Below are 18876 nucleotides of genomic sequence, written 5' to 3' on the forward strand. Positions count from 1 at the left end.
TCATGATTTTAGGTCGGCGACTGTTTCGGGTGGAGAACAGGCATGGCGAAATGGGTATATACCTTCGGTGCGGGAGAGGCCGAAGGGGGCGCGGAAGACCGCGATCGGCTGGGCGGCAAGGGGGCTAACCTCGCGGAGATGTGCAATCTCGGCCTGCCGGTGCCGCCGGGGCTCACAATCGTCACCGCTGCCTGCAACAGCTATCTCGAGAAGGGCCGCTGCATGCCCGAGGGTCTGCGCGAGCAGGTCCGCGAGGGCATCGCGCGGATGGAGAAAATCACCGGGCGCGTCTTCGGCGATACGAACCGCCCACTGCTTCTGTCGGTCCGTTCCGGCGCGCGCGCCTCCATGCCGGGAATGATGGACACGGTCCTGAACCTCGGCCTCAACGATCAATCCGTGCACGCGCTCGGTCACGACGCCGGCGATGCGCGCTTTGCCTGGGACAGTTACCGCCGCTTCATCCAGATGTATGGCGATGTGGTGATGGGGGTGGACCACGAGGTTTTCGAGGAAGTTCTGGAGGACGAGAAGGCGCGCCTCGGTCACGAGCAGGACACGGAGCTTTCCGCCGTCGAATGGCAGCACGTGATCTCGCGCTACAAGGAGGCGATCGAGGAGATGCTCGGCGTGCCTTTCCCGCAGGACCCGGAAATCCAGCTCTGGGGCGCGATCGGTGCCGTCTTTTCGAGCTGGATGAACCCGCGGGCCATCACCTACCGGCACCTTCACGGCATACCGGCCGGCTGGGGCACGGCCGTCAACGTCCAGGCCATGGTCTTCGGCAATCTCGGCAATTCGTCGGCGACGGGCGTCGCCTTCACGCGCAACCCGTCGACGGGCGAGAAAGAGCTCTATGGCGAGTTTCTCGTCAATGCTCAGGGCGAGGACGTGGTCGCCGGCATCCGCACGCCGCAGAACATCACCGAAGCGGCCCGCATCGCGTCCGGTTCGGACAAGCCGTCACTGGAAAAGCTGATGCCGGAGGCTTTTTCCGAGTTCGAAAAGATATGCAACGCGCTCGAGCGCCACTACCGCGACATGCAGGACATCGAGTTCACGATCGAACGCGGCAAGCTTTGGATGCTGCAGACGCGTTCCGGCAAGCGAACGGCCAAGTCGGCGCTGAAGATCGCCGTCGACATGGCCGAGGAAGGGCTGATCTCGAAGGAGGAGGCCGTGGCGCGCATCGATCCGGCTTCGCTCGACCAGCTTCTGCATCCGACGATCGACCCTCATGCCCGCCGCGATATTATCGGTTCCGGCCTGCCGGCCTCGCCGGGTGCCGCCACGGGCGAGATCGTCTTCAGCTCCGACGAGGCGGTGCAGGCGGTCAAGGAAGGCCGCAAGGTCATTCTCGTTCGCGTCGAGACGAGTCCTGAAGACATTCACGGCATGCATGCGGCTGAAGGCATACTGACGACCCGCGGCGGCATGACCAGCCACGCGGCGGTCGTCGCGCGCGGTATGGGTACGCCTTGCGTATCGGGCGCCGGCAGCATCCGCGTCGATCAGCGAAACGAGCTCCTGATCGCCGCGAGCGTCACGCTGCGGAAGGGCGACGTGATCACCATCGACGGCTCTTCCGGTCAGGTGCTGAAGGGCGAGATCCCCATGCTGCAGCCGGAACTTTCGGGCGACTTCGGCAAGATCATGCAATGGGCCGACGCAAGCCGCCGCATGACCGTGCGCACCAATGCCGAGACGCCGGCGGATGCGCGCGCCGCCCGCTCCTTCGGCGCCGAAGGCATTGGACTCTGCCGTACGGAGCACATGTTCTTCGAGGATGACCGCATCAATGTGATGCGCGAGATGATCCTGGCCGAAGACGAAGCAGGGCGGCGGGCAGCACTTTCCAAGCTTCTGCCCATGCAGCGCTCCGATTTCGTCGAGCTCTTTTCGATCATGCACGGCCTGCCGGTCACCATCCGTCTTCTCGATCCGCCGCTGCACGAGTTCCTGCCGAAAACCGACGAGGAAATCGCAGAGGTTGCGCGCGTGCTGACGATCGATCCCGCGGAACTTCGTCAGCGGGTCGATGCACTTCACGAGTTCAATCCGATGCTCGGGCATCGCGGTTGCCGACTGGCGATCTCCTATCCGGAGATCGCCGAGATGCAGGCGCGCGCGATTTTCGAGGCGGCGGTCCAGGCTGCCCACGATACCGGCGCTGCCGTCGTTCCCGAGATCATGGTGCCGCTCGTCGGCCTGCGCGCCGAGCTCGATTACGTCAAGGCGCGGATCGAGGCGGTCGCCAAGGAGGTCGTCGGCGAGGCTGGCGTGAACATCGATTATCTGATCGGCACGATGATCGAGTTGCCGCGGGCGGCCCTCAGGGCGGACACGATCGCCGAATCGGCGGATTTTTTCTCTTTCGGCACCAACGACCTGACGCAGACCACCTTCGGCATTTCGCGCGATGACGCAGCCCTGTTCCTGGCCACCTATCAGCAGAAGGGCATTATCGAGCAGGATCCCTTCGTCTCGCTCGATTTCGAGGGCGTGGGCGAACTGATCCAGATCGCGGCGGAGCGGGGCCGGCGGACCAAGAACGGTTTGAAGCTCGGGATCTGCGGCGAGCATGGCGGCGATCCCGTCTCGATTCGCTTCTGCGAGGAAGCGGGTCTCGATTACGTCTCCTGCTCGCCGTTCCGAGTGCCGATCGCGAGACTTGCGGCCGCACAGGCGACGATCAACGGCCGCGAGGTCGCCGAGGTTCAAGCTCTGGCGGCGAGCTGACGGTCGTCGATCTTCGTCCGGAGTTGTGGGCCGTCTCGCCGGTCAGTGCCAGTAATAGGGGCCGCGCAGGAAGACGTCGTTGTCGTACCGGAAAGCGCGCGCTTCCGCCCGACGATCGAGATCTATGCGCTGCAGGCAGTTTGCGAACGCATCCGTGCCCCTTCTGAAGCCGTAGGAGGCGCATGTATTTTCGTCTCTCGCTCGACGTTCCTGCGGCGACATCGACTGGCACGCGGCAAGCACCAGCCCCACGGCCGCAAGGCCAAGCAGTCTCATGGTCATCGTCGTCATCCTTGCCTCCTGACCGGCACCCATTCGCGGGGACAGAGTCCGATGGCATTCCGCTGGACGACAGGCATGATAATGCAACGCATAAGACGAAATCCGTTGGCGCGATTCAACTCGTCGACATCATGCGCCCGTTGCGCATAGCTGGTCAATCGCCCCACGGAGTGCGGTTCAGATCCGCTCGAGGACGCCGACGAAGGAGTTGGCGAAGCTCTTGAGACCGGCGGTGTGCTCGCTCGGCTGCTCGACGCGGATGGTGGTGCCGTCCTGAGCGAGACAGATGAACAGGATGATCGGTGTCTTGTCCTCCGCCTGGCCGTGGCGTATCGCGGCGATCGTCACGCAATCGTCGACGAGACCGGAAGCCGGCAGAACGAAGAGCAGCTCGGCGCCGATGTCGTGAGCCACCTTATGTGTGAAGCCGACGAAATCGTCCTTGTCGCCGGAAAAGCGATCGAGCGAAAGCTCCAACTCGAGAAGTGCCATGGGCATCGCGGCTTCGCCGACCGGGGGCGGAGGGGCGGGGATGGCGATCTCCATGGTAGATTGCTGTGCGGCCATGATGTCTCTCCGTTGATTTGCCGCGCCTCTTGCCGGCGACGACGGCCGATGCCTCCAAATGCTACAGCGCCGTGTGTCCGGCCAAATAGTAAACCTGAATAGGTGGTTAACGAGAATGGCAAATTTGCGGCACCCGTGTGAGTGGCGCCGCCATATTCGCCGCCCGCATTCTCTCTTTGGCCTCCATGGGGTGATCTCCGTCGCCGATGGGGGAAAGATACGGGGTTTGCACTACCCGAGCCATGGTCTAAGAAAGGCGAGGTCCTTTTCCGCCTCGGGGATTGATTCCGTTAGATGATTGTCCGGTACGAGCGTCCCTATTCCTACGCGGCACATTGGGCGCGCCGCATCGCCCGCATCGCCTTCATCGTTTTTCTGCTGTCGCTGCTGTCGCATCGTTTCGGTCCTCTGACGACGCCGCACTTTCTGACGCTGGCGTTGATCGCCGGGGGCTTGGCTCTCCTTAGCGTCGTGCTGGCAACGGTCGGGCTCACGCGTCTTTGGCAGGTGGCAGCGATCGGCGGGGCCGCTTCCGTTTCGGCGCTCTTCTACGCGGCGGTTCCGCTCGGATTCCTCGGTTATGGGGCCGTGCAATACCTGACGCGACCGGCGCTCTACGAGGTCAGTACCGATACCTCGACGCCCCCGCCCTGGATCAGGACGCCGGCATCAGGGGAAAGCTGGCTCGGGCGCAAGCGTCCGGTGACGCGGGAAGACCGCGAGGCGCAGGTTGAAGCCTATCCAGGGCTTACGGGCCGGCGCTACGAAGGGGCGCTGGACCGTGTATTCCAGGGCGTGCGCAAGGTCGTCGAGCAGACGCGGATCACCATCACTGCTGAGTTCGGCGCCGACAACGCGCGGGCGGACCTCGAAGACCTCGCCGTACGACCCGAGGCAGGCGGGGATGCGAATGCCGGGCCGAACGTCATCCCCGTTCCAACCGCTCGACCCACGCAACTGGTCGACGACGGCATACCGGGACGGCGATCCAGCGACGTCGTCCTGCAAGGCGAATGGCGGAGCCTTGTCGTCGGCTTCCGATTCGACGTGCTGATCAGATTGCGAGAAGAGGCGGAAACGACCTTCGTCGATCTGCGCGTGGCTTCGCGCTACGGCCGCCATGACCTCGGCATGGGAGCCATGTTCGCCGAGGAGTTCCTGCGCGACCTCGACGCCGAGCTCCTGGGGATCGCGGGCGATTAGAGAATGCGCGCGGTTTTCTGCCGCGGATTGCGCCTTTCAGCGATCCAACCGCGTCACGCCAGCCGGTATGCGCTGGCGAGCGACGGCGGCCCCTCTGTTTCGACGCGCCCCTGCTCGATGAGGTCTTCGATATGCGCCAGCAGCGAGAGTGCCGCAGCGCCGTGCAGCCGCGGATCGGTCGAGGCATAGATCACCTTGACCATGTCGGCGATCTGCCGGTCGCCCGCACGCAGGCGTTCGAGCACCGCGCGCTCGCGCATCCTGCGATGCGCCTTCAACGCCCGCACGAAGGAGGCAGGCTCGTTGACCGCACCGCCATGGCCTGGCAGGTAGATCCGATCGTCGCGCTGGAGCAGCTTGTCGAGCGAGGCCATGTAATCGGCCATGGCTCCGTCCGGCGGCGCGACGATGCTCGTCGCCCAGGCCATCACATGATCGGCGGAAAAGAGGATTCCGGTTCCATCGAGCGCAAATGCCATGTGGTTGGCCGTGTGCCCCGGCGTCGCTACCGCCGTCAGGCTCCAGCCGTCGCCTTCGACGTGTGCCCCGTCGCAAAGCGCGACATCGGGCACGAAGTCCATGTCCGAACTTTCGGCGAAGGGATTGACCTCGCCGGCATGCAGCGGCCTGGCTGCCCGGTGCGGTCCTTCGCCCACGACCATCGCGCCGGTTGCCCGGGCGAGCCTGCCGACGAGCGGAGAGTGGTCGCGATGGGTATGGCTGACGGCGATATGCGTCACCTCGCGACCCCCGAGTGCGGCCATCAGCGCATGGAAATGTGCCTCGTCCTCGGGGCCGGGGTCGATTATCGCGACCGAACTTCGGCCGACAATATAGGTGTTCGTGCCGTGGAAGGTAAACGGACTGGGATTGTTGACCGTGATGCGCTGTACGTTCTCGGCTACGCTCACCGGTTCGCCATAGGCGGGCTTGAAATCGAGGTCGAATTCCGGAGCTTGCATGTCCTGGCCTGTCATCCACTCGGCCTCCCGCTTGCACGTCACCCTCGGGAGTTTTAGGGGGCGGCGCGACCATAGGCCAAAGGCCGGGCGGAGGAAACATCGGTTCGGGCCTGAGATTGCTGCCGGACCGCGAGCGATAAATCTGCGCGCCAAACGAAGTTAAGCATTGTGAGCGCGCACGAGCTTTGCTAATCAGGCGCTCGATTTGGCGAAGAGATTACCTGCCAGTTTAGTTGGGGCGTAGCCAAGCGGTAAGGCAGCGGTTTTTGGTACCGCCATTCCCTGGTTCGAATCCAGGCGCCCCAGCCACACTTCACACCACCGAACCTATACCTTGCCGAAGATGACGGCGTGGTCGATGCGCTCGACGACAGAGCTGCCGACTGTAATTCGGTTTACCGGCATGAAAACCGAAAAGCACCGTTCTTCTGCGGCAGTCATATTCAGACGTATTTGGCGCCCCTGGGGGAATAGGTCCCAGAGAAAATGCGGGTTCGGCAGAAATCTTATACCCTTATAAGTTATATAAAATAATGCATATTTTTGGCGGTCTCATCGAGAACTGAAATGCATTTTAGTATTTATGATTGACAAGAAACGTATTCGCCTATTTCTTGTAGGTGTATTCGCGCTGGGGATAGCGAAGATGAAAGCGATTATTCTTGTCAATGTCGCACACTGCCTTGCATCGTTGATTATCGCATATGAAGCGTGCGCGGGTCCAATCGGCATAGAGCAGGGGCAGAGTAAAAATTCTCTTGAACTCAGAAACGTAGCGCCACACGGCGGCATATATAATCTTCGTTCCGTCCCGAGGCGTCACCCCGATTTTGAAGTATACGCAGCAGAAAAATCAGCGAAAGATTTGGTGTTTGCCGTGTCAGTGCGGGATCGATGATGTTCAGGAAGGATCGATTCGGAACGGACGTTCGATCGAAGTTCGAAGAGATTGTACAGGAACTCGAAGATATTTACGGCAGGGGAAAGCGCTTCGAGCATTTGAAGGCAGGTCCACGCTGGCATGAAAGGCGTGACTGGGTGATGTCCATAACGCAGAACGAGCGGATGCACCGATACGAATGGTCAGTCGCGCATGGTTCGAAGCTCAAGGACGCGATCAAATATATAGAGCTGAGAGTCCAGGGCATCGGCGAGGACGTATCGTTCATCGCCCTGGAATACGACTTCGAGAACCGTGACAAGTGCCTCGCAGAGAAAGCACAGAATCTCGCAAGCACCCTGTGAGGGCGCAACGCCTCGCCTCCTGACGGCCGAGATTTGCGCGGCGGAAATTTCGTAAGGGCTGCCTCGGACGCGGACGGATCGAGGCGGGCAACAACCTCCTGCAATATGCCGATAATGGCTGCCGGCGAAAGCCGACGCGTCGAATCTCCGAGCGGTGTCTCCGTTCGGAATGCGGCCGTCGTGCCGGCGTCTGCGAGGCGCTCCCGGCCGGATAGCCGGCGCAAATCGGCGGGGTGAGGTTGGATAATCCGGTCGGCAACCTTATGGTGCGCCTTTGCAAACCCCGGGCTCGGCTCAGCGCGCTCGGCAGAGGCACGATGCAGAACACCGGAATAGGACTGATAATGACGAGCATGCGGTTCCTTCTTCGTCGCACATCCGCGACGGGCCCAACCTTCGAAAGAGCTTTGGATCAGGCCCGTTCGGTCAGCACATTGCTTCGATTGCTTCTCGTCGCATTCCTGCTGACATTTGCACCGGCTGCCCTTGCCCAGGACGGCGGCGGACAGCCGAAAGCCGGCGCAGCAGCCGATGTGCAGGGCCAGAGTAGTGCCTTACCGGAGGTGCCGCCGAAAGCCTTTCCGGAGGAGCAGGCACGCATCGATGCCTGGCAAGCGACGCTGGAGCGTGTGGAGGCCGCGCTCCAGGCCGAACGCGTAGACGACGTCACTCTTTCACAGCTGCGCAGCCAGATCGCCAAGATTCCCATGCAAGCCGCCGGGCTCAAGGCAGCCCTGCAGCCGCGATTGCAGCTCGTCAATCAGCGCATCGAGCAGTTGAAGCCGGCCGACGAGCAGGCCGCCCGCAACCAGACCGAAGCGATCAAATCCGAACAGGCGCAACTACAGTCGGAGGCGGCCGGCCTGCAGGGCGTCGTCCAGCAGGCCGATCTCATCGCGCTTCGCGGCCAGCAGGATATAGACACGATCGGAGAGCGGCGGCGGGCCCTCTTTACGAGCTCCATTCTGCAGCGCTCGCAGAGCCTTGCCGATCCTTCCTTCTGGTTCGATCTGGCCGCCGCGACACCGGAGACGCTGGCAGACCAGTCCCGCGTGGTCGGGTACTGGTTCGGCGCCCTGGTCGAACGCACGGGCCGTTCGGCCGCGGGCATTCTCGTGGTCGTGATTGGCTTCGCCGCCTTTCTCCTGTCGCCGGGCCGGCGCTGGCTTACTCGGCGCACGAGCCGCGACCCTTCGGTTCTCCACCCGTCGGGGCTCGCCAAGGCGACCGCAGCGGCGGCCATCACGCTTGCGAACTTGCTGATCCCGGCTGTCGCCTTCTTCGTGCTCTACCAAGCCATGTCCATTCTGAAGGTTCTCCCGGCGGATCTGGCGACGGTCCTGCGGCCGGTCCTTTTCGGGCTGACCTTCGCATCCTTCTTTTACGGACTCTCGATCGCCGTTCTCGCACCGGAACGGCCGAGCTGGCGGCTCGTCGAGGTTACGGACACGGCGGCCGAGCGGCTGATTCCGATAATAGTGGCCATGGCTGTGGTGAATGTCGGCGGCCTTGCGCTCGACGCGTTCCTGAAGGCGACTCATGCGCCCCTCTCCTTTGCCGTCGCGGCCCAAGGCCTCGGTGCCATCGCGCTCGGCATTCTCGCCATGGTCGCGCTCAGATTTGTCGCGCGCGAAGATGATGACGAGAATCCGCAGGGAACGAGCTCGGCGTGGCGCCTGCTCATTCCGGTTACCTGGGCGGTCGCCGCGCTCACCGTTATTGCGCCGCTCGCCGGCTTCGTGGCTTTCGGACGCTTCGCCGCGCTGCAGATCGTCTTCACGACGGCGGTGCTGATGAGCCTCGTGCTGTTGCTGCGTCTTGCGGACGAGGCGATTTCCTACGGCTTTTCGGTACAGACGCGGATCGGCGGCTTCATGCGGCAGGCGATCGGCCTGAAGCCCAACACGATCAGCCAGATCGGTGTGATCCTTGCCGGGTTCGCGCGCCTGATCGTGATCATGGCAGCCGTTATGGCCCTTCTCGCGCCCTGGGGCATCCAGTCGGAAGATGTGGTCGGCACCTTCACTTCCGCCTTCTTCGGATTCGAGATCGCCGGATTTTCGTTCTCGCCTTCTGCGATTCTCGGCGCGATCGTCGTTTTCGTCGTCGTGATCGTCGCAACGCGCGGTTTCCAGAGGTGGCTCGACGGCCGCCTTTTGCCGCAAACCAGCCTCGACACCGGCCTCAGGACGTCGATCCATACGGGGGTAGGCTATGTCGGCGCTGCAATCGCGGGTCTCGTGGCCTTTTCCTATGCGGGTCTCAACCTCCAGAACGTCGCAATCGTCGCCAGCGCCCTGTCCGTCGGCATCGGTTTCGGCCTGCAGTCCATCGTCAACAACTTCGTCAGCGGGATCATCCTGCTTGCCGAACGGCCCTTCAAGGTCGGGGACCGCATCGAGGTCGGCCCGAATACGGGGATCGTCCAGCGCGTCAGCGTCAGGGCTACCCAGATCCAGACCTTCGACAATGTGACGGTGATCGTACCCAATGCCGACCTGATCAGCGGCCAGGTGGTCAACTGGATGCATGGCGACTTCTCGGCGCGCCTGAAGATTCCGGTGGGGGTCTCCTATGAATCGGACCCGGAGCAGGTGCGGCGGGTTCTGCTGGAAATCGCCATGGACAATCCGCGCGTCTTGAAAATTCCGGAGCCTTTCGTTTCCTTCACCGATTTCGGAGCCGATGCCCTGCAGTTCACCTTGTTCTGCCACGTCGGCAACATCAACGCCGATGCGGGCGCGGCGAGCGATATGCGTTTCGAAATCGCCAAACGCTTCCGCGAGGAAAAGATCGAAATGCCCTTCGGTCAGCGCGACATCCATCTTCGCGATCTCGCCAGCATCGAGGGGCTGGTCCGCGAGCTGTTCGATGGCCGCACAGCCGCGCCGGCCGCAGCGTCTCGGCCGGGGCAATCGCGCGCGAAGCGTCGGAAGAGTGCGGCCGAGGCCGCCAGCGAATGAGTATGAAAGGCAGTCCCGGATGACGAAGCAGGCCCGCTGGCTTTCGGCAGCGGGCCCGGGGGTAGCCGAGGTAGCCGAGACGGTTCGAGCTGACTACTCCGCCTTTGCGCCGCCCAAAAACTCCTCGCACCAGCTCGGCCCGTTCGGACGCTTGCGGTCGCCGGCGATCCGGATCGCGCGGATGACGTAGTCGGAGGAGACGGTCAGCTGAACGGAGCAGCTCAGATATTCCGTGCGCGCGGCAGAGATGCGCTTGCCGCGTTTGCCGTCGGCGGTCTTTTCGTATTCCGCCGGGATCCTGCGCGTCTTGTAACCGCCCTTCCAGCTATAAACGGTGTCGCCGCCCGCTTCGACGTCGGAAATGGGTGGGCCGAACTGAGCGAAGAAGGGCCCCGCCGGCTGGCCGAGCCAGCGCGCCTCGACCGCATTTCTCGTGATCCCGGTCGTTGTCGTGCAGCCGGCAAGAAGCAGCCCGAGGGCGCCCGCCGTCATCATGCGGAAATTCATGTGTCTGTCCCTTAGATATGTCCTGAAACCTGCGGCGCGGAAGGGCCGGAGTCCCCGGTTTTCCTTGCAGTCCGCCGAGGCTCTAGCGCTAAAAGCCGTGAAAGAAAATCGGCTCGGAGCATTGCCGCAGAGTAAATTGGAGAGCGTTGCAGAAACGCCCTATCGCGTATGAGACGGGGCGTGCCGGCGGCCGGAACATTTTCACCTTCAGCGCGGTCTTTTTTGCGATAGGCGCTTGTGAAATCAAAAATGCTGTTCTATAGAGGCGCCGCTGGTCACGGAGTGTAGCGCAGTCTGGTAGCGCACCACGTTCGGGACGTGGGGGTCGAGTGTTCGAATCACTCCACTCCGACCAGCTGCAAATCTCCCCCAACCGTATCTTTTTTCCGGCTTTCTGCCGGTTTGCCGGGTCGCCCTCACATTGCGGCGACGGATGCTTTGCCGCACCTTTATTGTTCACAGAGAAACGGGCTGTTCCTGAAAATCCGTCTTATCGGAGTGAACAATCGGAGCGAATATCCTTCAAACGCAAACCCGCGAGGCAGCGATGTCGAAGGAACCTATCTTCACTCTGCGCGAAATTGTCGTCTGGGCCGCCATTCTGGGCAGTGTAGTCGGCTACCAGCTTTGGAATCATGCCGATCCACAGCCGCTGACGATCGACCTCGCAACGGTCGAGCGGCGGGCCTGACCGTATTGACGGCCTCCACCTTAGAAGCGCGTGCTTGCACTCCGACCGTCTACCGATCAGAGCAGCAAAAAGGGGCCATGCGGCCCCTTTGCTGACAGGCAAACGGTAAGAGCGTCAGCCGTCGATCGAGTCGATGATACCCACCGCCTTCGCGGCGGTTATCCGGCGCACCTCCACGTCTTCGCGGCGGGCGGCGAAGAGCTCCGTTGCCATGAGCTGATCGGCAAGATCTGCCGGCAGCGACAGGATCACCCGGCTTTCCTCGGCATGGATGCCCCCGAGCGCGGCGCGCTTGGCAGTGATCATGCCGCCCGCCACCGTGTTGTTGGTGTCGGGATCGATCAGGATGAAGGCGCCGGTCGTGCGGTTCTGCTCATAGGTGTCGAAGATCGCCTGTTCGTCGAAGGCGAGGTGCACCTTGCCGATCGCGTTCATCGGCAGTTCGTCTGCGTGGTTCCACTTGCCGCTCTTGAGTTCGAGCTGGCTGACCGGCTGCACCTGCACGCGCTGGCGGCGGCTGCCGGACTTCAGCCAGTAGCGCTTGCCCGGCTGGATGCCTTCCGGCTGCAGCGCCACGAGTTGCGCATCGAAGGCGAGCCCGGTCATCGGCTGGCTGTCGATCGAGGCGATCACGTCGCCGCGGGAAACGTCCACCTGGCGGTCGAGCACCAGGGTGATCGCGTCTCCCGCTACCGCCGCATTGCGCACGAGATCGAAGGTGACGATCTTGCTCACATTGGCAACCATGCCCGACGGCAGGATGACGACGGAGTCACCCGGCTTCACCGAGCCGCCGGCAACCGTGCCCTGATAGCCGCGGAAGCTCTCTCCCGGGCGCGATACGCGCTGCACCGGCAGGCGGAAGCCGACGGTCTGGGCGGAGCGGGTCGTGGCAAGCTCCAGAATTTCGATGAGCGTCGGGCCGTCATACCAGGGCATGGAAGCGCGGCCGTCATAGACGACGTTCTCGCCCTTGAGCGCCGAGACCGGGATTGCGGTGACCTGGCGCACTCCGAGCGAAAGGGCCAGCTCCCGGAACTCGTGCGAGATCTGATCGAAGCGGGCGCGATCGTAATTCGTCAGGTCGATCTTGTTGACGGCGAGCACGAACTGGCGGATGCCCATCAGCGTCGCGATCGTCGCGTGGCGGCGGGTCTGCTCCAAAAGGCCGACGCGCGCGTCCACGAGCAGCACGGCGAGGTCGGCGGTCGAAGCGCCGGTCGCCATATTGCGGGTATATTGCTCGTGGCCGGGCGTGTCGGCGACGATGAAGGAGCGCTTGTCGGTCGCGAAATAGCGATAGGCCACGTCGATGGTGATGCCCTGTTCACGCTCGGCCTGAAGGCCGTCGAGCAGGAGAGCGAAATCCGGAAGGCCGAGATCGTTCTGCTTGCCGCCGGAATCGCGCTGAAGGCTTGCCGCCTGGTCTTCCTTGACCGCCTTGGTGTCCCAAAGCAGCCGGCCGATCAGCGTCGATTTGCCGTCGTCGACGCTGCCGCAGGTGATGAGGCGAAGGGGCCGCGTGTCGCGCACGACCCGCGCAGTCTCCTGCATCGGAAGGGATACGACGGTTTGATCCAGGACTGCGTTCGCTGCTGCCGGTGCGGTCATCAGAAATATCCTTCGCGTTTCTTCTTTTCCATCGAACCGGCCTGATCGCGATCGATCGCGCGGCCCTGACGTTCGGAGACGGTCGCGGTTTCAAGTTCGGCAATGATGTCGTCGAGCGTGTCGGCTTCGGAGCGGATCGCGCCGGTGAGCGGGAAGCAGCCGAGCGTGCGGAAGCGGATGACTTCCTCGCGCTTGACCTCGCCGGGAAGCAGCTCGAGGCGAGGATCCTCGGCGAGGATCAGCATGCCGTCGCGCTCTACGACGGGGCGCTTCTTGGCAAAATAGAGCGGAACGATCGGGATCTCTTCCGCCTGGATGTAGCGCCAGATGTCGACCTCGGTCCAGTTGGACAGAGGGAAGGCACGGACGCTCTCGCCCTTGCGGATCATGCCGTTATAGACGTTCCAGAGTTCCGGGCGCTGATTGCGCGGATCCCAGCGATGATCGGGCGTGCGGAAGGAGTAGATGCGCTCCTTGGCACGGCTTGCCTCCTCGTCGCGGCGCGCGCCGCCGAATGCGGCGTCGTACTGACCCGCGTCGAGCGCCTGGCGCAACGCTTCGGTCTTCATGATGTCGGTATAGAGCGCCGATCCGTGCGTGAACGGCGTGACGTTCTCGGCTGCGCCGCGCGGATTGGTGTGGGCGACGAGGTCGAGATCGTATCTCGCGGCCATCTCGTCACGGAATGCGATCATCTCGCGGAACTTCCAGCCCGTATCGATATGCAGGAGCGGGAAGGGGATGCGGCCGGGATAGAAGGCCTTGCGCGCAAGATGCAGCAGGACCGACGAATCCTTGCCGATCGAGTAAAGCATTACGGGGCGCTCGAATTCGGCCGCGACCTCGCGGAAGATGTGTATCGCTTCGTTCTCCAGCGCCTTCAGATGCGGATCGAGCGGCGGTTTCGTGCTCTGCGGATTATGCAGTTCCGTTTCCGGAAGAGTGTGGGGCATTGCTAACTCCGGGGGAAGATCGTGGTCTTCGGGTGCGCGCGTGGCGCTCAGGCCGCGTTGCTGGCGTTGGGGATGATCGAGGAAGCCGCTTCCGGCACATGCAGGCCGCATTCGCGCTTCTCATCGTTCTCCCACCACCAGCGCCCGGCGCGCTCCGGCTCACCGGGCTTGATGGCCCGGGTGCAGGGCTCGCAACCGATCGACGGATAGCCGCGGCTGTGCAGCGGGTTGACGGGGATGGCCTCTGCCGCGACGTGGGCCTGGATCGTCTCGATGTCCCAGTCGGCGAGCGGATTGATCTTGATGAGCCCGCGCTCGACGTCGGCTTCAGCGAAAGGGGTCGTGGCACGGTTGCCCGACTGCCCGCGCCGCAGGCCGGTAATCCAGTAGCTTGCCCCGTCGAGTGCGCGCGCAAGCGGCTTCAGCTTGCGCACGCCACAACAGGCATGCCGGGCTTCGACGCTTTCGTAGAACCCGTTCATGCCGTATTGCGCCACATAAGCTTCGATATCGGCTTTCTCGGGATAATAGCGCTTGATGAGGATGCCATAGGTCTCCTCGGTCTTGTCGATCAGGGCCACGGTCTCGTCGAAAAGACGGCCGGTCTTCAGCGTCGCGACTTCGATATCGAGATGGCTGCTGCCGATCGCGGCGGTAATGACCTGGTCCTCGATGCCGAGCGAAGTGGTAAAGACCGCGCGGCCTTCCAGCCCAGCGATGAATGCCAGACGGCCGGAAAGATCCAGCCCTTCGAGCTCGTCGTTGATGGCCTGGGCCTCTGCCTCGAGGGCAAACTCTTCCGCGTCGACCGCCACTTCTGCTTTGCGGGATTGCGTCGTCATGGCTGCATCCTGTTGCGATTTGCACGGAATATGGCAGCCGTTCATGACAATGGACAGAAATAGCGGTTTCTAATGCCGCGCGAACGGAGCAAATATCTCTCTGATCCCCAGAGGCCTTGAAAAAGGCGCCCGTGGCCGATGCCTCACTGAGGTGCGGCTTCGCTTTTCGCGCTGCTCCTGCGCAGGAGAATGCTCTGGGCGATGAATGTTCTGGAAAGACCGTGATAGAGCGGCTCGGGCGAAACGAGCCGGGCGGTGACATAGCCAAGCATCGATGCGGCCATCAGCGCGATCACGCCCTGATGGTTGCCGGTCATCTCCATGATGATGACGAAGGCGGTCATCGGCGCCTGGACGATGCCGGCGAAATAGCCGGCCATGCCGAGCACGGCTCCCAAGGCGATGCTGGTTCCGAAAAGTGAACTCATCGTGCTGCCGAGTCCTGCGCCGATCGCAAGAGAGGGGGCGAAGATGCCGCCGGGGATACCCGAGATCATCGCCGCGAAGCTCGCGAACAGCTTGCCCAGGAAAAAGAAATAGGGAAGCGGCTCACCTGCGACCGCCGCTTGCGCCTGCTCGTAGCCGGTTCCGAAGGTGGCACCACCCGACAGGACCCCGACGATGCCGGTGGCGACGCCGCATCCGCCAGCCAGCATGAGCATGCGCTTCACGGGAGCCGGCTGCGCCCAGCGGCGGATACGCCGCGTCAGCCGAAGGCTGGCCGCGCTAAAGGCGGCGCCAAGAAGCCCGCCGCCTATTCCGCAGGCGAGAATGAGCAGGAAATCTTTGGCGCCGCTCGCCGTCGTCGAACTGGTGCCGAAATAGGTGTAGTTGCCGGAGAGGCTCAGGGCCGCGAGGCCGGACAATATGACTGCGGTCAGAACGAGTCCGTTTGCGCGAGACTCGTAGGTCCGGCTCATTTCCTCGATCGCGAAGACGATACCCGCCAGCGGTGTGTTGAATGCGGCCGCGATCCCCGCGGCGGAGCCGGCAAGTATGAGCCCGCGCGCGTGAGCCATTCCGCCCCAGCGGGCGGCCTGCAGCATGATCGAGGCGCCGACTTGGACGGTAGGGCCTTCGCGACCAATCGATGCCCCGCCGAAGAGCCCGAGGACCGTAAGCAGGATCTTCCCGAAGGCAAGCCGCAGCGACAGCAGGCGCGAGCGCTCTTCCTCGCCATGCAGATGCCTTGCAGCGATGGCCTGCGGGATGCCGCTGCCTTGCGCATTGGGGAAGAAGCGGATGGCGAGCCAGGCAGAGAGGACGAAAACCGCAGGTGTGAGGAGCAGGTGAAGCAGAAAGCTCCACTCCCCGGCATCCGTCAGCCGGCGGAAGGCGTGTTGCGCCCAATCTGCGGCTTCGGCGAAGGCGACGCTGATCACGCCGATCGCAATTGCGCCGACCCAGAAGACCAGTCTTGGCCGCCAGACGCCGTAAGATCCCCAAAGGACTCTGGACCGGCGGAGGAGTTTCGATTTGGTGTAGGCCGAAGGCATCATGTTCTCTTAGCGAGTATGCCCTTCGAACACAAATCGGGAGTCTGCCCCTGCAGGATCGCGAGACCCTGCCGTTCAACAATCGGTGAGCGCGCTGTTCTTGCCCCATGCGTGCTCCATGTTCAGGCATCATCAACGCAGGAGAAGGAAATGCCGATGGCTACGTCTTTGTCGTCACGCCTCCCCGCGGCCGGTTTGCTGAGCCTGCTTCTGGTGACGGGCGCCTACGCGCATCACGGCTGGTCCTGGGCGGAGGCCGATCAGGTCGAGCTTTCAGGGACGATCCGCGAGATCTCCATGGCGCCGCCGCATCCGACCCTTCAGGTCGAGACGACGGATGACGGCACCTGGCGGGTCGAACTCGGCAACCCGCGGCTCACCCAGCGTTCGGGCTTTGTGGAGGGGGTAGCCAAGGCCGGCGATCCGATCGTGGTGCTGGGCAACCGCTCGCTCGACCGGAACGAGAAGAGGATGAAGGCCGTGCGGATCACCGTCGCCGGCAAGGTCTACGACATCTATCCGGAGCGCATACGGACGAATTGATGGAGGAGGCGCTGACGTGGATCGGGGCGTTGCCCTTCGCTTTGGCGATACGGCGCTCCGCGGTGCTCTACATCTTCGTGAACGCCGCCCACATACTCTCGATCGGGATAGTCGTCGGTTCGATCCTGCCGCTCGACCTGCGGCTGCTCGGCTTCTTCCGCGACGTGCCGATCGGTGTGGTCGGCCCCTATCTTTCACGCGCGGCTGCGATCGGCATCGCGTTGGCCATCGTCACCGGTTTCTGTCTCTTCAGCGTTCGCCCGGTTGAGTATGCCGGCAACCCCGCCTTCCTGACGAAGATGACGCTGCTCGCGCTCGGCGTACTCAACGCCGCCATATTGCACCTGACCCCGCAATGGCGCGACGCAATCAAAGGCGGGCCGCTCTCGCCGAGGGTCCGCCTTTCAGCGCTGCTTTCCATGTCGGTCTGGACCGGTGCGGTCCTAGCCGGGCGCTGGATTGGTTTCCTCTCGGAATAACTTACCTGTCGCTCACCGCCCAGCGCGGATTGATCCACGGCTCCTGGTTCGAGCGGGCGAGTGGCTGCTTGCCGAGGATATGATCGGCGGCCTTCTCGCCGGTCATGATCGAGGGGGCGTTGAGGTTGCCATAGGTGATGTGCGGGAAGATCGAGGAGTCGGCGACACGAAGCCCGTCGACGCCGATAACCCGGGTTTCGGGGTCGACCACGGCCATCGGATCGTCCTTCGCCCCCATCTTGCAGGTGCCGCAGGGATGATAGGCGCTTTCGAGATGCTCGCGCAGGAACCCATCGATCTCCTCGTCCGTCTGCACCTTTTCGCCGGGCTGGATTTCGGGGCCGCGATAGAGGTCGAAAGCCTTCTGGCCGAAAATCTCCCGCGTCAGCCGAACGCAATGGCGGAACTTCTCCCAGTCCTCCGGATGGCTCATATAGTTGAAGCGGATCACCGGGTCGGCCTTGGGATCGGACGAGCGAAGGGTGACGTCACCGCGCGACTTGGACAGGTTATAGCCGACATGCACCTGGAAGCCGTGCGACTTCGCCGCCGCCTTGCCGTCATAGCTGATCGCCACCGGCAGGAAGTGGTATTGGATGTCCGGCTGCTTCACGCCGGGTGCCGAACGCAGGAAGGCGCAGGACTCGAACTGGTTGGAAATTCCGAGGCCTCTCTTGAAAAAGAGCCATTGCGCACCGGCGACGCCCTGCCAGAACCATGGCAGCCAGGAATAGAGTGAAACCGGCTTCGTGCTCACCTGCTGGAAATAGAATTCCATGTGGTCCTGCAGGTTCCGGCCGACGCCGGGTCGGTCGGCCTTCACGTCAATTCCCATCTCCTTGAGGTGGGCGGCCGGTCCGATGCCGGAAAGCATCAGCAGCTTCGGCGAATTGAAGGAGGAGGCGGAGACGATCACTTCGCGGTTGGCCTTCACCACCTCGATCCGTCCGCCCCGCTCGATCTCCACGCCCGTCGCCCGGCCGTTCTCGATCACGACCTTGCGGGCGAAGCAACGGATGAGCTCGACATTCGGACGTTTGAGGGCCGGCCTCAGATAGGCGGAAGCGGCCGACCAGCGGCGGCCCTGCCACGTCGTCTGCTCCATCAGCCCGAAGCCCTCCTGCTTCGAGCCGTTATAGTCCTCGGTGACTTCGAAGCCGGCCTCTTTTCCCGCTTCGATGAAGGCGTGAAAAAGGGGATTCTTGACCGGGCCGCGCTTGACGTGCAGCGGCCCATCGGTGCCGCGCCAGCCCTCTTCGCCGCCATGCGAATGCTCCATCCGCTTGTAATAGGGCAGCACGTCCGCATAGGCCCAGCCTTTGGCGCCGAGTTCCTCCCAGCGGTTGAAGTCTTCCGAATGGCCCCGGACATAGACCATGCCGTTGATCGAGGAGGAGCCGCCGATCACCTTGCCGCGCGGCGCGGTGATGCGCCGGTTGTTGAGGTTCGGTTCGGGTTCGGAGAGATAGCCCCAATTATAGCGGTTCATGTTCATCGGCCAGGCAAGCGCCGCCGGCATCTGGATGAACGGGCCGACATCGGAGCCGCCGAACTCGAGCACGATGACCGAATTCCTGCCGTCTTCCGACAGGCGATAGGCGAGCGCTGAGCCCGCCGAGCCGGAACCGATGATGACGAAATCTGCCTGCATGAGCGTGGTCTTTCTTGCTTCTGGGATGGCCCCTCAATCCGGCTGCCGCCGCCTTCTCCCGCGCGCGAGGGAAAGAGGGATATGCCGCGCCTGTCCCCTCTCCCCGCGCGGGGAGAGGGTTAGTCCTCGGGTCAAACCCGAG

General features: G+C 63.0%; 17 protein-coding genes and 2 tRNA genes. 10 read left to right on the forward strand and 9 right to left on the reverse strand.

What is annotated here, in order from left to right; genetic code table 11:
• Nucleotides 1–42 precede the first annotated feature (42 nt).
• Nucleotides 43–2739, forward strand: a complete 2697-nt coding sequence (gene ppdK, locus ACFHWW_RS14670) for a pyruvate, phosphate dikinase (protein ID WP_100674561.1) — start codon at nucleotides 43–45, stop codon at nucleotides 2737–2739.
• A gap of 42 nt (nucleotides 2740–2781) precedes the next feature.
• Here the strand turns inward: ppdK and ACFHWW_RS14675 are convergent, their stop codons facing one another.
• A complete protein-coding gene (locus tag ACFHWW_RS14675) occupies nucleotides 2782–3030 on the reverse strand; it encodes a hypothetical protein (protein ID WP_018094472.1) in 249 nt (82 codons plus the stop codon).
• A 168-nt stretch (nucleotides 3031–3198) separates the two neighbouring features.
• Nucleotides 3199–3588, reverse strand: a complete 390-nt coding sequence (locus ACFHWW_RS14680) for a hypothetical protein (RefSeq protein WP_100674560.1) — start codon at nucleotides 3586–3588, stop codon at nucleotides 3199–3201.
• 294 nt (nucleotides 3589–3882) lie between these two features.
• Between ACFHWW_RS14680 and ACFHWW_RS14685 the strand changes: the two genes are divergently transcribed.
• Nucleotides 3883–4791 (forward strand): DUF1499 domain-containing protein, encoded by a 909-nt coding sequence (locus tag ACFHWW_RS14685; RefSeq protein WP_324763065.1) that lies wholly within the window; start codon nucleotides 3883–3885, stop codon nucleotides 4789–4791.
• Nucleotides 4792–4844: 53 nt separating this feature from the next.
• On the opposite strand, the gene ACFHWW_RS14690 is transcribed toward ACFHWW_RS14685, so the two are convergent.
• Nucleotides 4845–5753 (reverse strand): MBL fold metallo-hydrolase, encoded by a 909-nt coding sequence (locus tag ACFHWW_RS14690; protein WP_100674575.1) that lies wholly within the window; start codon nucleotides 5751–5753, stop codon nucleotides 4845–4847.
• Nucleotides 5754–5987: 234 nt separating this feature from the next.
• Between ACFHWW_RS14690 and ACFHWW_RS14695 the strand changes: the two genes are divergently transcribed.
• From ACFHWW_RS14695 to ACFHWW_RS14710, 4 genes are all read left to right on the forward strand, one after another.
• Nucleotides 5988–6062: transfer RNA gene (locus ACFHWW_RS14695), tRNA-Gln, on the forward strand.
• A 337-nt stretch (nucleotides 6063–6399) separates the two neighbouring features.
• Nucleotides 6400–6651: a hypothetical protein gene (locus ACFHWW_RS14700; protein ID WP_379938916.1), complete on the forward strand. Its 252-nt coding sequence runs from the start codon at nucleotides 6400–6402 to the stop codon at nucleotides 6649–6651.
• Entirely contained in the window at nucleotides 6651–6998 is a 348-nt protein-coding gene (locus ACFHWW_RS14705; RefSeq protein ID WP_198516906.1) for a hypothetical protein, read from the forward strand. The genes ACFHWW_RS14700 and ACFHWW_RS14705 overlap by 1 nt, the downstream gene beginning before the upstream one ends.
• Nucleotides 6999–7342: 344 nt before the next feature.
• Nucleotides 7343–9961, forward strand: coding sequence for a DUF3772 domain-containing protein (locus ACFHWW_RS14710; RefSeq protein ID WP_379938918.1), 2619 nt, complete (start codon nucleotides 7343–7345; stop codon nucleotides 9959–9961).
• A gap of 93 nt (nucleotides 9962–10054) precedes the next feature.
• Here ACFHWW_RS14710 and ACFHWW_RS14715 read toward each other — a convergent pair whose 3' ends face one another.
• Entirely contained in the window at nucleotides 10055–10468 is a 414-nt protein-coding gene (locus ACFHWW_RS14715) for a hypothetical protein (RefSeq protein WP_018094479.1), read from the reverse strand.
• 278 nt (nucleotides 10469–10746) lie between these two features.
• On the opposite strand from ACFHWW_RS14715, the gene ACFHWW_RS14720 reads away from it, so the two are divergent.
• Together ACFHWW_RS14720 and ACFHWW_RS14725 are read left to right on the forward strand one after the other, a co-directional pair.
• Nucleotides 10747–10823: transfer RNA gene (locus ACFHWW_RS14720), tRNA-Pro, on the forward strand.
• Between the two features lie 192 nt (nucleotides 10824–11015).
• The gene (locus tag ACFHWW_RS14725) at nucleotides 11016–11159 is read left to right on the forward strand and encodes a hypothetical protein (RefSeq protein ID WP_100674558.1); all 144 of its coding nucleotides are present in this window, start codon (nucleotides 11016–11018) and stop codon (nucleotides 11157–11159) included.
• Nucleotides 11160–11273: 114 nt separating this feature from the next.
• On the opposite strand, the gene cysN is transcribed toward ACFHWW_RS14725, so the two are convergent.
• From cysN to ACFHWW_RS14745, 4 genes are all read right to left on the reverse strand, one after another.
• The gene (gene cysN, locus ACFHWW_RS14730) at nucleotides 11274–12770 is read right to left on the reverse strand and encodes a sulfate adenylyltransferase subunit CysN (protein ID WP_018094481.1); all 1497 of its coding nucleotides are present in this window, start codon (nucleotides 12768–12770) and stop codon (nucleotides 11274–11276) included.
• Nucleotides 12770–13723, reverse strand: coding sequence for a sulfate adenylyltransferase subunit CysD (gene cysD, locus ACFHWW_RS14735; protein WP_127711630.1), 954 nt, complete (start codon nucleotides 13721–13723; stop codon nucleotides 12770–12772). The genes cysN and cysD overlap by 1 nt, the downstream gene beginning before the upstream one ends.
• A gap of 47 nt (nucleotides 13724–13770) precedes the next feature.
• On the reverse strand, nucleotides 13771–14565 hold the full coding sequence (locus ACFHWW_RS14740; RefSeq protein ID WP_379938921.1) for a phosphoadenylyl-sulfate reductase: 795 nt from the start codon (nucleotides 14563–14565) through the stop codon (nucleotides 13771–13773).
• Between the two features lie 143 nt (nucleotides 14566–14708).
• Nucleotides 14709–16061: a chloride channel protein gene (locus ACFHWW_RS14745; RefSeq protein ID WP_379938923.1), complete on the reverse strand. Its 1353-nt coding sequence runs from the start codon at nucleotides 16059–16061 to the stop codon at nucleotides 14709–14711.
• 156 nt (nucleotides 16062–16217) lie between these two features.
• On the opposite strand from ACFHWW_RS14745, the gene ACFHWW_RS14750 reads away from it, so the two are divergent.
• Together ACFHWW_RS14750 and ACFHWW_RS14755 are read left to right on the forward strand one after the other, a co-directional pair.
• Complete coding sequence (locus tag ACFHWW_RS14750) at nucleotides 16218–16604, forward strand: DUF6152 family protein (protein ID WP_026168560.1); 387 nt, start codon at nucleotides 16218–16220, stop codon at nucleotides 16602–16604.
• Nucleotides 16604–17083: a DUF6644 family protein gene (locus ACFHWW_RS14755; protein ID WP_379938925.1), complete on the forward strand. Its 480-nt coding sequence runs from the start codon at nucleotides 16604–16606 to the stop codon at nucleotides 17081–17083. Before ACFHWW_RS14750 ends, ACFHWW_RS14755 begins: the two co-directional genes overlap by 1 nt.
• Before the next feature lies 1 nt (nucleotide 17084).
• On the opposite strand, the gene betA is transcribed toward ACFHWW_RS14755, so the two are convergent.
• Nucleotides 17085–18734 carry a choline dehydrogenase gene (gene betA / locus ACFHWW_RS14760; protein WP_324763072.1) on the reverse strand — a complete coding sequence of 550 codons (1650 nt, stop codon included), beginning with the start codon at nucleotides 18732–18734 and terminating at the stop codon, nucleotides 17085–17087.
• Nucleotides 18735–18876: the final 142 nt, after the last annotated feature.

The sequence above is a fragment of the Sinorhizobium sp. P24N7 genome (assembly GCF_042436655.1).
GTDB lineage: Bacteria > Pseudomonadota > Alphaproteobacteria > Rhizobiales > Rhizobiaceae > Sinorhizobium > Sinorhizobium meliloti_A.